15 protein-coding genes are annotated in these 14,907 nt (G+C 61.5%); 4 read left to right on the forward strand and 11 right to left on the reverse strand.

All coding sequences use genetic code 11. The features are described 5' to 3' along the window. Positions 1 to 49: 49 nt before the first annotated feature. Together lptF and lptG are read left to right on the forward strand one after the other, a co-directional pair. Positions 50 to 1,165 (forward strand): LPS export ABC transporter permease LptF, encoded by a 1,116-nt coding sequence (gene lptF, locus ACF8Q6_RS05210; RefSeq protein WP_004575655.1) that lies wholly within the window; start codon positions 50 to 52, stop codon positions 1,163 to 1,165. Next, positions 1,158 to 2,219, forward strand: a complete 1,062-nt coding sequence (gene lptG / locus ACF8Q6_RS05215; RefSeq protein WP_010952171.1) for an LPS export ABC transporter permease LptG — start codon at positions 1,158 to 1,160, stop codon at positions 2,217 to 2,219. The genes lptF and lptG overlap by 8 nt, the downstream gene beginning before the upstream one ends. A 148-nt stretch (positions 2,220 to 2,367) precedes the next feature. Here the strand turns inward: lptG and ACF8Q6_RS05220 are convergent, their stop codons facing one another. The 10 genes from ACF8Q6_RS05220 to ACF8Q6_RS05265 form a co-directional block, all read right to left on the reverse strand. After that, positions 2,368 to 2,856, reverse strand: a complete 489-nt coding sequence (locus tag ACF8Q6_RS05220) for an RDD family protein (RefSeq protein ID WP_003255094.1) — start codon at positions 2,854 to 2,856, stop codon at positions 2,368 to 2,370. Positions 2,857 to 2,945: 89 nt separating this feature from the next. Beyond that, positions 2,946 to 3,155 carry a cold-shock protein gene (locus ACF8Q6_RS05225; protein WP_014589840.1) on the reverse strand — a complete coding sequence of 70 codons (210 nt, stop codon included), beginning with the start codon at positions 3,153 to 3,155 and terminating at the stop codon, positions 2,946 to 2,948. A 357-nt stretch (positions 3,156 to 3,512) separates the two neighbouring features. After that, entirely contained in the window at positions 3,513 to 4,634 is a 1,122-nt protein-coding gene (gene gcvT / locus ACF8Q6_RS05230; protein ID WP_392491260.1) for a glycine cleavage system aminomethyltransferase GcvT, read from the reverse strand. A gap of 27 nt (positions 4,635 to 4,661) precedes the next feature. Further along, positions 4,662 to 6,038 carry an L-serine ammonia-lyase gene (locus ACF8Q6_RS05235; protein ID WP_392491261.1) on the reverse strand — a complete coding sequence of 459 codons (1,377 nt, stop codon included), beginning with the start codon at positions 6,036 to 6,038 and terminating at the stop codon, positions 4,662 to 4,664. Positions 6,039 to 6,188: 150 nt separating this feature from the next. Next, positions 6,189 to 9,050: an aminomethyl-transferring glycine dehydrogenase gene (gene gcvP / locus ACF8Q6_RS05240; RefSeq protein ID WP_392498422.1), complete on the reverse strand. Its 2,862-nt coding sequence runs from the start codon at positions 9,048 to 9,050 to the stop codon at positions 6,189 to 6,191. A gap of 11 nt (positions 9,051 to 9,061) precedes the next feature. Then, complete coding sequence (gcvH, locus tag ACF8Q6_RS05245; RefSeq protein ID WP_003255087.1) at positions 9,062 to 9,445, reverse strand: glycine cleavage system protein GcvH; 384 nt, start codon at positions 9,443 to 9,445, stop codon at positions 9,062 to 9,064. Between the two features lie 303 nt (positions 9,446 to 9,748). Beyond that, the gene (locus ACF8Q6_RS05250; RefSeq protein ID WP_392493898.1) at positions 9,749 to 10,216 is read right to left on the reverse strand and encodes a DoxX family protein; all 468 of its coding nucleotides are present in this window, start codon (positions 10,214 to 10,216) and stop codon (positions 9,749 to 9,751) included. Continuing rightward, positions 10,209 to 10,982, reverse strand: a complete 774-nt coding sequence (locus ACF8Q6_RS05255) for a DNA-binding domain-containing protein (RefSeq protein ID WP_392493897.1) — start codon at positions 10,980 to 10,982, stop codon at positions 10,209 to 10,211. Before ACF8Q6_RS05255 ends, ACF8Q6_RS05250 begins: the two co-directional genes overlap by 8 nt. After that, on the reverse strand, positions 10,979 to 11,812 hold the full coding sequence (locus tag ACF8Q6_RS05260; RefSeq protein ID WP_392493896.1) for a DUF692 domain-containing protein: 834 nt from the start codon (positions 11,810 to 11,812) through the stop codon (positions 10,979 to 10,981). Before ACF8Q6_RS05260 ends, ACF8Q6_RS05255 begins: the two co-directional genes overlap by 4 nt. A gap of 16 nt (positions 11,813 to 11,828) precedes the next feature. After that, positions 11,829 to 12,116 (reverse strand): DUF2282 domain-containing protein, encoded by a 288-nt coding sequence (locus tag ACF8Q6_RS05265; RefSeq protein ID WP_012051335.1) that lies wholly within the window; start codon positions 12,114 to 12,116, stop codon positions 11,829 to 11,831. Positions 12,117 to 12,340: 224 nt separating this feature from the next. On the opposite strand from ACF8Q6_RS05265, the gene ACF8Q6_RS05270 reads away from it, so the two are divergent. Further along, positions 12,341 to 12,925 carry a sigma-70 family RNA polymerase sigma factor gene (locus tag ACF8Q6_RS05270; protein ID WP_392493895.1) on the forward strand — a complete coding sequence of 195 codons (585 nt, stop codon included), beginning with the start codon at positions 12,341 to 12,343 and terminating at the stop codon, positions 12,923 to 12,925. Then, positions 12,915 to 13,556: a DUF1109 domain-containing protein gene (locus ACF8Q6_RS05275; RefSeq protein ID WP_392493894.1), complete on the forward strand. Its 642-nt coding sequence runs from the start codon at positions 12,915 to 12,917 to the stop codon at positions 13,554 to 13,556. Before ACF8Q6_RS05270 ends, ACF8Q6_RS05275 begins: the two co-directional genes overlap by 11 nt. 60 nt (positions 13,557 to 13,616) lie before the next feature. On the opposite strand, the gene gltS is transcribed toward ACF8Q6_RS05275, so the two are convergent. Then, positions 13,617 to 14,822, reverse strand: coding sequence for a sodium/glutamate symporter (gene gltS / locus ACF8Q6_RS05280; protein WP_392493893.1), 1,206 nt, complete (start codon positions 14,820 to 14,822; stop codon positions 13,617 to 13,619). Between the last annotated feature and the right edge of the window lie 85 nt (positions 14,823 to 14,907).

Consider the following 14,907-nt stretch of genomic DNA (forward strand, 5'->3'; position numbering starts at 1 on the left):
TTGGCGCCATTGCATGGCAGTCCGCCCTGACAACCCAGGAGTGTCTGGTTTGATCGTCTTTCGTTATCTGTCCCGCGAGGTCCTGGTCACCTTGAGCGCCGTCAGCGCTGTGCTGTTGGTGATCATCATGAGCGGGCGCTTCATCAAGTACCTGGCCCAGGCTGCCCAGGGCGTGCTCGACCCTGGCGTGTTGTTCCTGATCATGGGCTTCCGCTTGCCAGGCTTCCTGCAACTGATCCTGCCTCTGGGGCTGTTCCTCGGCATCCTCCTGGCTTACGGGCGCCTGTACCTGGAAAGTGAGATGACCGTGCTGTCGGCCACTGGCATGAGCCAGCAGCGCCTGCTGGGCATGACCATGGCGCCGGCTGCCCTGGTTGCCCTGCTGGTGGCCTGGCTGAGCCTGAGCCTGGCTCCGCTGGGCGTTGCCCAGGTGCAGCAGATCATCAGCCAGCAGGATGCCCTGACCGAGTTCGACACCTTGGTCCCGGGCCGCTTCCAGACCTTGCGTGATGGCTCGCGGGTAACCTATACCGAGCAATTGTCGGATGACCGCATCAACCTGGGCGGGGTGTTCATCTCCGAGAAGCGCTTCAACCAGGACAAGACCAAGGATCGCGCCCCGTCGGTACTGGTCGCCGAGAAGGGCCACCAGGAAATCCAGGCCGACGGCAACCGCTACCTGGTGCTGGAAAACGGTTACCGCTACGACGGCAACCCGGGCCAGGCCGACTACCGCGCCATCAAGTACGACACCTACGGTGTGCTGCTGCCCAAGCCGGAAGTCGCCGAGGAAGTGACCGAGCGCGAAGCGCTTCCCACCTCCGAACTGATCGGCAAGGAAGGCCTGCGTGAGCGCGCCGAGCTGCAATGGCGGCTGTCGCTGCCAATCCTGGTGTTCGTCGTCACCTTGCTGGCGGTGCCACTGTCGCGGGTCAACCCGCGTCAGGGCCGCTTCCTCAAGCTGCTGCCGGCAATTCTTCTGTACATGGCCTACCTGACAATGCTGATTTCCGTACGCGGCGCCCTCGAGAAGGGCAAACTGCCGATCGCCCTGGGCATGTGGTGGGTCCACGGCCTGTTCCTGCTGATCGGCCTTGGCCTGATGTACTGGGAACCGCTGCGCCTCAAACGTGCCGCCCGCCGTGCGGAGGTGGCTCATGGCTAAGCTCGATCGCTACATTGGCCAGAGCGTGCTGCTGGCCATCCTGGCCGTGCTGGGGATCATCCTCGGCCTGGCTTCGCTTTTCGCCTTCATCGATGAGATGGGCGACCTGAGTGACACCTACACGGTGATGGAAGCAGGCAACTTTGTCCTGCTTACCGCACCTCGGCGGCTGTATGAAATGCTGCCAATGGCCGCCCTGATCGGTTGCCTGATCGGCCTGGGCAGTCTGGCCAGCAGCAGCGAGCTGACCATCATGCGTGCGGCCGGCGTGTCCATCGGCCGTATCGTCTGGGCGGTGATGAAACCCATGCTGGTGCTGATGCTGGTGGGGCTGCTGATTGGCGAATATGTGGCACCGGTGACCGAGAACAAGGCCCAGGCCGACCGTTCCCTGGCCCAGGGTGGTGGTGAAGCACAAAGCTCAAAACGTGGCATGTGGCACCGCCAGGGCGAGGAGTACGTGCACATCAACGCCGTACAGCCCGATGGCCTGCTGCTGGGCGTGACCCGCTACCGCTTCGACAGCGAGCGCAAGATTGTCACCTCTAGCTTTGCCCGCCGTGCGCAGTACCAGAACGATCACTGGCTGCTCGCTGATGTGCGTACCACCTATTTCCGTGGCGACCACACCGAGGTGGTCAACGCGCCGGAGGAGCGCTGGGATGTTTCGCTCACCCCAGAGCTGCTCAATACCGTGATCCTTGCGCCGGAGTCGCTTTCCATTACCGGCTTGTGGGACTACATCCATTACCTGTCTGACCAGGGCCTGAACAACTCCCGATACTGGCTGGCATTCTGGACCAAGGTGCTGCAGCCGATGGTAACGGCGGCCCTGGTGCTGATGGCGATTTCGTTCATCTTTGGCCCGCTGCGTTCGGTTACCCTTGGTCAGCGCGTGTTCACGGGTGTGCTGGTGGGCTTCGTGTTTCGCATTGGTCAGGACCTGCTCGGGCCTTCGAGCCAGGTATTCGGCTTCCCGCCGCTGCTGGCGGTGGTGATACCGGCGGGTATCTGTGCCTTGGCCGGTGTGTGGTTGTTGCGCCGGGCAGGGTAATAGCCTGAGCTGCACAAGAAAGCCGACCTCAGGGTCGGCTTTTTCATGGGTGTTAATCTGGCCCGGCCTCTTGGCGGGTAAACCCGCGCCTACAGGTATCGCGCAGGCATGAGGAAACGGCCCGAACCGGCAACGCCAATCCTCTGGCTCATTTCTTCTGTTTAGGCACCCGCACCAGCTGGCTTTCCGAATAGATGTCATGCCAACCACGCTTGCGCTTGTCGATCAGCACCCAGAAAAAACCCAGCCCCAGGCACAGCCACGAGGCAATCGACACGACGAACCGTAATAGCGCCTGCCACAGGCTGATGGCCGAGCCATCGGCATTCTGCACCCGAACGCCCCATACCTGCATACCCAGCGTCTGCCCACCGTGGGTCCAGAACTTGGCAAAGAAGCCGAACAGGGCAAACAGCAGTACCGTAGACAGCAGTGGGTCGCCATCCAGTGCGCCGGCCTCGGTCAGCTCGCGCATGCGTGCTTCGCCGATGATCGACATCTGAATCATCTTGTAGGCGCCGGCGGTCACGATCAGCAGTGCGGTGCACAGTAAAAAGTCATAGAACATCGCTGCCAGGCGCCGGCCCAGGCCGACCGGCGGAAAATCTCCCTGGGGAGTGAGTAGAGGCTTGGACATGCAGGACGCTCCAAAAGACGAGCCCACTATTCTACGGGCAAAAAAAAGCCCCTGCACTTGGCAGGGGCTTTTCAAAGTCTGGCGCTGGATCAGACAGGTTGAACCTTGTCAGCCTGCATGCCTTTCTGGCCCTGGACTGCTTCGAAGGTGACTTGCTGGCCTTCTTTCAGGCTCTTGAAGCCGTTGCCTTCGATAGCGCGGAAGTGAACGAAGAGATCCGGACCGCTTTCTGGGGTGATGAAGCCGTAACCTTTTTCGTCATTGAACCACTTGACGGTACCCTTCTGACGCTCAGCCATTGTCTTATTTCCTATGAAACTTAAATTTTGATGACAGTTCTTTCGCACTTTTCTGTAAGCGAAAGATTACTGGGCTGGGTTGCAGGAAAGTAAGAGACGTCGAACGGGTTGTAGCAAATCTCGGCTACTGGCCCAGGTCACGAACTGTTGCGACCCATGCAAACACAGTGCTGTGACTCTACGCCAACTGTCGAGCGAAAAACAAGCCCTTGGTCGTATGGAAAATTGACCGTTTGCCGACAACCGGCCGTTTGCGCGGAAACGGCATGGTGCCTGGCCTGGCGGTATGTTCAAAAGTTATTGGGGAGGTTCGAAAACGAATATCTCAAACCTGCCCTCAACCCTCACAAAGCAGTTTCAGCCACGGTAGTAACGTTGTGCTACGAAAGGCATTTTACTGACTTTCAAGGCAACCTTCTTGCCGCGCACGACAGCAAAAAGTGGCGTGTCGAGGGCGCTATGTTCACTATCGATATAACCCATTGCAACCGGTGCGCCGAGTGTCGGGCCAAATCCGCCGCTGCACACTTTGCCTACCGGTTTGTCGTTGGCATCTACTATATCCGCACCCTCACGTACTGGCGTGCGTTCTTGCGGCAACAGGCCGACACGTTTGCGCGCCACGCCATCGCGCTGTTGGGTGAAGATCGCCTCGGCGCCCGCGAAACCCGCAGCGCGTGCACCATCGGCACGGCGCACTTTGGAAATCGCCCACAGCAGGCTGGCTTCGATCGGCGTGGTCTCGCTGTTCATGTCGTGGCCATACAGGCACAGACCGGCTTCCAGGCGCAGCGAGTCACGAGCGCCCAAGCCTATCGGCTGGACTTCCGGCTCGGCCAGCAGGCGACGAGCGAGGGCCTCGGCTGCGTGGCCCGGTACCGAAATTTCGTAGCCGTCTTCGCCGGTGTAGCCCGAGCGGCTGACGAAGCAGTCTTCACCCAGCAGTTTTACCGGGCGGAACTGCATGAAGGTCATGCCTGCCACTTCCGGGGCCAGGTGCTCCAGCACCTTGACTGCTGCCGGCCCCTGCAGGGCAAGCAGGGCACGTTCCTCGAACAGCGGCTGTACCTGGCAACGGTCGCCAATGTGCTTTTGCAGGTGGGCCAGGTCCTGGTCCTTGCAGGCAGCGTTGACCACCAGGAACAGGGTGTCGTCGCCCAGGTTGGCCACCATCAGGTCATCGAGTATGCCGCCTTGCTCATTGGTGAACATGGCATAGCGCTGCATGCCCACCGGCAGGTCGATGATGTCCACCGGCACCAGGCTTTCCAGCGCCTTGGCGGCGTCAGCGCCTCGCAGAATGATCTGGCCCATGTGCGAGACGTCGAACAGGCCGGCCTGCTCGCGGGTGTGCAGGTGTTCCTTGAGCACGCCCAGCGGGTACTGCACCGGCATGTCGTAGCCGGCGAACGGCACCATGCGTGCACCCAGTTCCAGGTGCAAGGCATGCAGTGGGGTCTTGAGCAGTGTTTCGGACATCGATGACTCCTTGCTGTCATTGTTGGGTCAACATTCGATGATGTTGACGGCCAGGCCGCCACGGGCGGTCTCTTTGTATTTGCTTTTCATATCGGCGCCGGTCTGGCGCATGGTGCGGATGACCTTGTCCAGCGACACGTAGTGCTGCCCGTCGCCGCGCAGGGCCATGCGTACCGCGTTGATGGCCTTCACCGAGCCCATGGCATTGCGCTCGATACAGGGCACCTGTACGAGGCCGCCGATCGGGTCGCAGGTCAGGCCGAGGTTGTGTTCCATGCCTATTTCGGCTGCGTTCTCCACCTGCTGCACGCTACCGCCCATCACTTCGCACAGCGCCCCGGCGGCCATCGAGCAGGCAACGCCGACCTCGCCCTGGCAGCCCACTTCGGCCCCGGAGATGGAGGCGTTTTCCTTGTACAGGATGCCGATGGCTGCGGCGGTGAGCAGAAAGCGCACCACCCCGTCCTCGCTGGCACCGGGGACGAAGCGCATGTAGTAGTGAAGGACTGCCGGGACGATGCCCGCTGCGCCATTGGTAGGGGCGGTGACCACACGACCGCCATTGGCGTTTTCCTCGTTCACCGCCAAGGCGTAGAGGTTGACCCAGTCGAGCACTGACAGGGCATCACGCAGGCTGGCTTCCGGGTGGCCGCTCAGTTGGCGGTACAGGGCTGGCGCGCGGCGTTTGACCTTGAGCCCTCCCGGTAATATGCCCTCATGCTGGCAACCTGCCGCGACGCAATCTTGCATCACCTGCCAGATGCGCAGCAGCCCGGCTCGGGTTTCTGCTTCAGGGCGCCAGGCGGACTCGTTGGCCAGCATGACCTGGCTCACCGACAGGTCATGCGCGGTGCAGTGGCCGAGGAGCGCCTTGGCGGTCTTGAACGGATAGGCCAGCACCGTGGTGTCTTCGACGATGCGGTCATGGCCGGCAGCGTCCTCGTCGACCACGAAACCACCGCCTACCGAGTAATACTCGCGGCTTCGGATTTGCAGGCCTGCGTCGTCGAAGGCGCGGAATATCATGCCGTTGGGGTGGTAGTCCAACGGCTTGCGGATCATCGCCAGGTGCTGCTTTTCGATGAACGCAATGCTGTGTTCGCCCAGCAGGTTGATGTGTCCGCTGTCGCGGATGACCTGCAGGCGGGCGGGAATGCTGTCGGTGTCGATAATGTCCGGGTGTTCGCCTTCAAGGCCCAGCAGCACGGCTTTGTCACTGCCGTGGCCTTTGCCTGTGGCGCCCAGTGAGCCATACAGCTCGGCTTTGACGGTGGCGGTGCGGGCCAGCAGGCCGTCACGGCGCAGCCCTTCGGCAAACCGCGCAGCGGCACGCATCGGGCCGACCGTGTGGGAGCTGGAGGGGCCGATGCCGATCTTGAACAGGTCGAAGACGCTCAGTGACATGTTGACCTCCTGCCAGTTTGTTGGGCGGACGTTGAGCCCTGTAGGCGCGGGTTTACCCGCGAATGCGGCGGTATAGCCACCCTCGCATTCGCGGGTGAACCCGCGCCTACACAGCGCCCGCCACCCAAGCCAGGTGGCGGGGAGGGGCTATCAGGCGTCCTGATAGCTCTCGATCGACGGGCAGGCGCACACCAGGTTGCGGTCGCCGAACACGTTGTCGACCCGGCCGACCGGCGGCCAGTACTTGCCTTCCACCAGGCTCGCCAGGGGGTATACCGCCTGCTCGCGGCTGTAGCCATGGGTCCATTCGCCAACCAGCTCAGCCGCAGTGTGCGGTGCGTTTTTCAGCGGGTTGTCGTCCTTGTCCAGGCTACCGTCCTCCACCGCGCGGATTTCTTCGCGGATCTGAATCATCGCGTTGCAGAAGCGGTCCAGTTCTTCTTTGGACTCGCTTTCGGTCGGTTCGATCATCAGCGTGCCAGCCACTGGGAAGGACATGGTCGGGGCGTGGAAGCCAAAGTCGATCAACCGCTTGGCCACGTCGTCGACACTGATGCCGCTGGTGTCCTTCAGTGGGCGCAGGTCGAGAATGCACTCGTGAGCCACCAGGCCGTTACCGCCGGTATACAGAACAGGATAGTGCTCTTCCAGGCGGCGGGCGATGTAGTTGGCGTTGAGGATTGCCATCTGCGAGGCACGTTTGAGGCCGGCACCGCCCATCATGCGGATATACATCCATGTGATGGGCAGGATGCTGGCGCTACCGAACGGCGCAGCGCATACCGCGCCTTGGGTGTTTTCCAGCTGTGCATGGCCTGGCAGGAACGGCGCCAGGTGCGACTTGACGCCAATCGGGCCTACGCCCGGGCCACCACCCCCGTGCGGGATGCAGAAGGTCTTGTGCAGGTTCAGGTGGGAAACGTCGCCGCCGAACTTGCCGGGTGCGCACAGTCCGACCATGGCGTTCATGTTGGCGCCGTCGATGTACACCTGGCCACCGTTGTCGTGGATGATCGCGCAGATTTCGCCGATCGCTTCCTCGAACACGCCGTGGGTCGACGGGTAGGTGATCATGATTGCGGCCAGGCGCTCGCGGTGCTCGATGGCTTTGGCGCGCAGGTCCTCGACATCGACGTTGCCACGGGCGTCACAGGCGGTAACCACGACACGCATGCCAGCCATGTGTGCGGTAGCCGGGTTGGTGCCATGGGCCGACGACGGGATCAGGCAGATATCGCGGTGGCCTTCACCCCGGCTGCGGTGGTAGGCGCGGATCGCCAACAGCCCGGCGTATTCGCCCTGCGAGCCGGCGTTGGGCTGCAGCGACACGGCATCATAGCCAGTGGCTGCGCACAGCATGGCCTCCAGTTCGGTGGTCATCTGCAGGTAACCCTGGCTCTGCTCGGCCGGGGCGAATGGGTGCAGGTTGCCGAACTCGGCCCAGGTGACCGGGATCATCTCGCTGGCGGCGTTCAGCTTCATGGTGCACGAGCCCAGCGGAATCATGCTGCGGTCCAGCGCCAGGTCCTTGTCGGCCAGACGGCGCAGGTAGCGCATCAGCTCGGTTTCGCTGTGGTAGCGGTTGAACACCGGGTGTTCGAGGATGGCCGACTGTCGCAGCAGGGCGGCAGGCAGCAGGGAACCGGTGCTGGCGGCCAGTGCGGTGAAATCAGGCTGTGCCTGCTCGCCACCCAGCAGCTGCCACAGCGATTCGACGTCAGCCTGAGTGCTGGTTTCGTCCAGGGACAGGCCCACATGGGCGGCATCGATCTGGCGCAGGTTGATGCCCTGGGCGCGTGCCTTGTCATGCAGGCTGGCAGTGGCAGTGGCAGTGCCGGTGGCCAGGGTCAGGGTATCGAAGGCGCTGGCGCCCACCACTTGTACGCCCAGGGCCTTCAGGCCGGCGGCGAGGATCGCGGTCAGGGCATGGGTGCGCTCGGCAATGCGCTTGAGGCCGGCAGGGCCGTGGTACACGGCGAACATGCTGGCGATGTTGGCCAGCAGCACCTGGGCGGTGCAGATGTTGCTGGTGGCCTTTTCGCGGCGGATGTGTTGCTCGCGGGTCTGCATGGCCAGACGCAGGGCGGTTTTGCCGAAGCGGTCGATCGACACGCCGATCAGGCGGCCAGGCATGTCGCGCTTGAACGCGTCGCGGGTGGCGAAGTAAGCCGCGTGCGGGCCACCGAAGCCCAGTGGCACGCCGAAGCGCTGGGCGCTGCCAATGGCCACGTCGGCGTCGAACTCGCCCGGTGGGGTCAGCAGGGTCAGGGCCAGCAGGTCTGCCGCTACGGCGACCAGGGCGTTGGCCGCGTGGAAGCGCTGCACGACCTCACGGTAGTCGAACACTTCACCGTTGCTGGCCGGGTATTGCAGCAGGGCGCCGAAGAAGGCGCTGACATCGTCCAGCTCGCGCTCGTCGCCAACCACAACCTCGATACCCAGCGGCTCAGCACGGGTGCGCAGCACGTCGAGGGTTTGCGGGTGACAATGCACGGAGGCGAAGAAGGCATGGCTGGATTTGTTCTTCGACAGGCGCTTGCAGAAGGTCATGGCCTCGGCCGCAGCCGTGGCTTCGTCGAGCAAGGAGGCGTTGGCGATCGGCAGGCCGGTGAGGTCGCTGATCAGGGTCTGGAAGTTCAGCAGCGCTTCCAGGCGGCCTTGGGAAATTTCTGGCTGATACGGGGTGTAGGCGGTGTACCAGGCCGGGTTTTCGAGCAGGTTGCGCAGGATCGGTGCCGGCGTGTGGGTGTTGTAGTAGCCCTGGCCGATGTAGCTTTTGAACAGCTGGTTCTTGCCGGCGATGGCCTTGAGGGCGGCGAGTGCGTCGGCCTCGCTCTGGCCGTCGTGCGAGCCAAGCACGCTGGTGCCCTTGATGCTGTCGGGGATGACCGCAGCGGTCATGGCGTCCAGCGAGTCGTAGCCCAGTGCAGTGAGCATGGCCTCTTCGTCAGCGGCGCGCGGGCCTATGTGACGGGCGATGAATTCGTTGGCGGTGCCGAGGTTGATGGTCATGGCGGGATTCCTCAGGCGTCGTCGTTGGCTTTGAGCAGGCGATCGTAAGCGTCCTGGTCGAGCAGAGCGGTTACCGCTTCTGCATCGGCAGGGATGAAGCGGAAGAACCAGCCTTCGCCCATCGGGTCTTCGTTGACCAGTTCCGGGCTGTCTTCGAGCTGGCCGTTGACCTCGACCACTTCACCCGTCAGTGGCATGTACACGCCGCTGGCGGCCTTGACCGATTCGACGGTGGACGCTTCGCTGCCTTTCTCATACTGCTGCAACTCTGGCAGTTGCACGAAAACCACGTCGCCAAGGGCATTCTGGGCGTAGGCGGTGATGCCCACGGTGACGCTGCCATCGGCTTCGACGCGCAGCCATTCGTGATCTTCAGTGAAACGCAACTCGCTCATGGGGAATCCTCGGGAAGCAGGGCGTTGGGGGCGCGGTGGCGCCGCGCTCTTAGGGTAAGGTTCCCTTAGCAATAATGCGGCCAACCTATAAAAATGCTTATTTATCAATAAATTACGTAAATTGACGGAGAAGCCGTATTTTTCGTATGGAATGATATCGTTACAGGTGCCTCTGAGCGGAAAAGGGTTTGAGCATCAAACCCTTGTGCACCGACGGCGAGGAGGGAGTGTATCGTTTTCGATACGACGTAGCGAAAACGATACACATGTTGCCTGGACAAGCGAGGTGCCAATGGCCTTCGGTCATCTCACTTTCAGCAGATGATCCAGCGAAAACGCGCCGGCGCCTCGAGCAACCAGGAGCAGCAGGAGCCCTGCCCAAGTCAGGTGGGTGGGCCACGCATCGGGGTAGACGAATACTTCGATCACCAACGTCATGCCCAGCAGTGCCAGCGCCGATAGCCGGGTCATCAGCCCGAGCACCAGCAATAGCGGGAACAAGTGCTCAGCGTAGGCGGCCAGGTGCGCTGCAAGCCAGGGCGAGAGTAGCGGCAGCGCGTACTCGGTGCGGAACAGCTCATAGGTGCCGGGTGTAAGGGTGAGGAAACCCTCCACTTTGGTGCGTCCGGAAAGAAAGAATATCGAGGCGATCCCGAACCGGGCGACCAGGCACAACAGGTCATCGCTCAAACGCCGCTCGAGGCTCTGTGCAACGTGGTTCCAGGCGCGCCGCAGGCTGTTGGCCGGGGGCGTGAAATCGGCACTAGCCATGGTGGTGTTCTCCTGTGAAGGCGAGTGAGCGAAAAGCCTGGGCCGTCATCAGGCGCCCGAGCATCTCGGTGAAATCCAGGTCGGTTTCAGCGTGTCGCGCCAGGTCCGAGGCCTGCATCAGCGACTGTCCGGCCGCACAGGCCCTGAGAAACGCATGGCCACCTTTTCCCAGTGGCTGGTGGCATACGCCATCAGCGGTGCCGACAAACAGCACCCCTTCGCCCACCCATGGCTGGTCATCGGGCCAGGCAACCTGCTCGCGGGCGCAGCGCCACAGGGTGTACACAGGGTGCGCCTCGCACCAGTACCAGCGAGCACTGGCACGGGGGGGCAAGCAACCGTGATCAAGATCGCTGGGAGTCATGCCTGCCAGGTCGACAAGGTTCAGGCACGTTTCGTACGGCGCGCTGAAGGCTTCTGTCCAACGCAGGTCCAGGCGGGCGACATCCGCCAGATACGGCACAGCGTGCTGTGACTGAATGTCTTCGAGGAAATCCGGGAAGGTTGCGCCATAGCAGATCAGCCGGGGATCACTGGGGGGGAATTGCCGCGCATAAATTGCCGCGGTCTCATCCATCCAGGCGCGCCCGACGAGTGTGCACACGCTCGGAAAGTTAGCGCGCAGCGCATCCACGCAGCCGGCCAACACCGTGTTGCGATAAACCGCGAACGCCGCTTGTTCGGTCACTCCTGAAAGCTCGGGAGCAGGACGGGAATAGAGCGCCTCGATGAACGCTTGCTGGAACTGACCAAGGGAAAGGTTCATGGCAATACACCTGGGCAAGACATGATCGACTGTGCGATGGACCGTTCAGCAAGCAGCTCGGTGAACGGGGGAAGCCTGTCGTCACGTTCAATGAGTGTCGGGCGCGGGCCGACACGGGAAACCAGTTGGCGGTACAGCGCCCACACAGGCTCGGCCACCTGCGCATCATGAGAGTCGATCAACAGGCTGCCTTGGTCATCGTCGCTGTGCCCGGCCAGATGAATTTCTGTGATGGCTTGCGCTGGAAAGCGGTCCAGGTAGGCAGTTGCCGAGAACCCCAGATTGTGAGCACTTACATAGACGTTGTTGATGTCCAGCAGCAGGCCACAACCGGTGCGACGTGTCAGTTCGTCAAGAAAGTCGATCTCGTCCCAGTCATGGCCCTGCAGCTGCAAGTAATGACTGGGGTTTTCGATGGATATACGCCGGCCCAGTACCTCCTGGCATCGCTGGATGTTTTCAGCGATGCGCTGCAGGGCTTCGTTGCTGCGCGGAAATGGCAGCAGGTCTGGATGGTAGTGCCCCTGCCAGGTGGACCAGGCCAGGTGCTCTGATACAAGTACTGGTTCGATCTGATCGCACAGTGCGCGCAGACGCTGCAAATGGTCCTGATCGGGGGCCGCGTCAGCCGCAAGCGAAAGGGCTACACCATGCAATGAGACCGGATGAAGTGTTGCGATTCGGTTCAGCCAGGCAAGGCGAGGGCCACCGACCATGTAGTTCTCCGGGTGAACCTCAAACCAGAGCCCTTCGAGATTGCACGCCAGCGCCTGGTCGTAGTACTCGGCCTTCAGGCTGATTCCGGCGCCCATTCGTGCGTCTGCGTTCATGGTCGGTTTCCCCTGATCAAGACTTGATAGGTGTCAGCGAGCCCATGCCGGCGGGTGTCTTGATCGATGTGCAGGTGCCGGCGGGGACGTTTTTCCAGTGCATGCCGTCGTAGTCCTTCTTCGCACTGCCGGCGCAACTGGTGCCGGCGCCGGCCTTGCAATCGTTCTTTCCTGCCATGGCGACGCCGTAGCATTTCTCCATGGCAGCGCCACTGCCTGCGGGTTGCGTGCTGTCGGCCGCCATGGCAACGCCTGCAAGCGAGGCGAGCGCGAGTGCAGCAGTGGTGAGGGCGAGGGTTTTCATGGGTCAATCTCCTGGGCGTGTGGCCGTGGTCTTTACCGGCGGCTCATGGAGTAATTCGTGCCTTGCGTAAAACGGGTTACAGCCTTGGAAGAAATTTTTTCAGGGCGTGTCTTCACGACCTGATGTTGAAGCCAAGGGCGTGGCATATTTGCAGCACCTGCGTGCCACACGCCGGGAGCGGATGAATCAAGTCAATTGTATTCAGGGTGTAACCCAGGCGACCCATGCAGCGAACTAACTCACAGGATGAGCTCGAGGCTCGCGAGGCCCGGTTGAAAACACTGTTGCTTCGTGGGCTGACAGGCGACCAGCTGGCCTATCAGGATTTTCTTGGCACGCTTGCGCTGCATGTACGTGCGTTTCTGCGCAGCCGTCTGAGCAGGCGCCCGGCCGAGATAGAGGACATGGTGCAGGATGTGCTGCTGGCGGTGCATAACGCGCGCCACACTTACCAGCCGCAGCAGCCGTTGACCGCCTGGGTGCAGGCGATCGCCCGTTACAAGCTGGCGGATCATCTGCGAAGTGTTTCACGTCGCGACGCCCGGCATGATGTGCTGGACGATGATGCGCAACTGTTTGCCGTCTCGGAGGTTGAATCAGCCGAGGCCAGCCGAGACCTGACCAAGCTGCTCAAGCAACTGCCAGAGCGGCAACGACTGCCGATTGTTCATGTCAAGCTGGAGGGGTTGTCTGTCGAAGAGACGGCACAACTTACCGGGCTTTCCAGTTCAGCAGTAAAGGTGGGGATACATCGAGGTCTGAAAGCGCTATCCAGGCTGATTGGAGGAGCCAACAACCATGAAGACTGACGATTTGATCGCCTTGCTGGCCGCAGGCGAAGGGCCAGTACCGCGCCACGCCGTTTGCAGGCGGATGGCAGTGGCTGTGCTGGGCGGGCTGACCGCCGCACTGCTGCTGACAATTACCCTTTACGGTGTACGCAGTGATATCACAGAGGTCGCACAAACCCCGTTGTTCTGGGGCAAAGTCGCCTTTCCAACCAGCTTGGCGTTGATCGGGCTGTGGTTGACGAGCCGCTTGGCCAGGCCAGGAGGGAAGGGCGCTGCAGGCTGGAAGATGCTTGGCTTGCCACTGCTGCTGGTCTGGTGCGGGGCGGCGGTCAGCATCGCCGGGGCGCCTGTGGAGGCGCGCGCCGACCTGTTGTTCGGGCGCACATGGCGTACTTGCGCACTGAATATCACGTTGCTGTCGGTGCCGGCCTTTGTCACCGTGTTCTGGGCGCTGAAAGGTCTGGCGCCCACCCGGTTACGGCAAGCGGGCGCTGCCGGTGGCCTGCTGGCGGGCTCGACCGCAACGGTTGCCTACTGCCTGCATTGTCCGGAAATGGGCGTACCGTTCTGGGGTGTGTGGTATGTCCTGGGCATGCTCCTGCCGACGCTATTCGGTGCCTGGTGGGGCCCCCGCATGCTGCGTTGGTAGGCTGTACCGGCAGGCCCACGCCACTCAGAACGATGTCATTCAAGGGGAGCTTGAGATCGCTTAACCCGCAACAAACCAGGGCAATGCCAGGTACAGCTTGATCACGATGACATTGATGATGTCGATGAAGAACGCCCCCACCATCGGCACCACGAGGAAGGCAAGGTGCGAGGCACCATAGCGTTGTGTCACCGCTTGCATGTTGGCGATGGCTGTCGGTGTTGCACCCAGGCCGAAGCCACAGTGGCCGGCAGCCAGAACTGCTGCATCGTAGTTGCGCCCCATTACCTTGAACGTCACGAAGATTGCGAACAGCGCCATGACCAGTGTCTGTGCGGCCAACAAGGTAAAGAAGGGTAACGCCAGGGCGGCCAGGTCCCACAACTTGAGCGACATCAAGGCAATGGCCAGGAACAGGGACAAACTCACATTGCCCAGTACCGACACTTCCCGTTCGAATACTTTGTAAACGCCTAAAGCCCGAAGCCCATTGCGCAACACTACACCGACGAAGAGTACGCAAACGAATGTCGGCAGTTCGAATGCTGTGCCTTTCAACAAGCCATTAAGTAATGTGCCCGTCAGTAAGCTGACCGCAATAAGTGCCAAGGTTTCTATGAATGAAAACGAGGTGATCAGGCGCTCTTTGTCGGGTTGTTCGAAGCCCTTGGGTAACTGCGGTGCTTCTTCTTGCACGCCAGGTGTTTCGACCCGTTTGATCAGCAACCGGGCGACTGGGCCACCAATCAAACCGCCCAACACCAGGCCGAAAGTGGCAGAGGCCATTGCCAGTTCCGAAGCCGAAGCCAGGCCGAACCGCTCAGTGAAGGTCGCGCCCCAGGCAGCGCCTGTACCGTGGCCACCCGACAAGCTGATCGAACCGGCCAGCAGGCCCATCAGCGGGTCGAGCCCCAACGCTGTTGCCAGGCCGATGCCCATGGCATTCTGAACCATTAGCAAACCCGTCACCACCAGAAGGAATACGGTGACCACGCGTCCACCCTTCTTCAGGCTTGCGAAGTCTGCACTCAAGCCGATGGTAGCGAAGAATGCCAGCATCAACGGTGTTTGCAACGAGGTATCGAATTGGACGTGTACATCGAAATTGCGCAATGCCAGGAGTAACAGGGCAACGACCAGGCCGCCTGCAACAGGCTCCGGGATATTGTATGCGCGCAGGAAACCAATGCGTGCAACCAGGCCGCGTCCCAGTAGCAGTACCAACGAGGCAGCTACCAGTGTCCCGTAAAAATCGAGTTCGAACATCAGGGTACTCTTCGTGCAGGGTGACAAGCAAAATTGCAATGTCGCCATTCTACGGGGAGCACTCCAGTTACATGTGGCTGAGCGG

Origin of the sequence: Pseudomonas sp. GLN_2 (assembly GCF_043106005.1) — a bacterium.
In the GTDB taxonomy this organism is placed as follows: Bacteria; Pseudomonadota; Gammaproteobacteria; order Pseudomonadales; family Pseudomonadaceae; genus Aquipseudomonas; species Aquipseudomonas alloputida.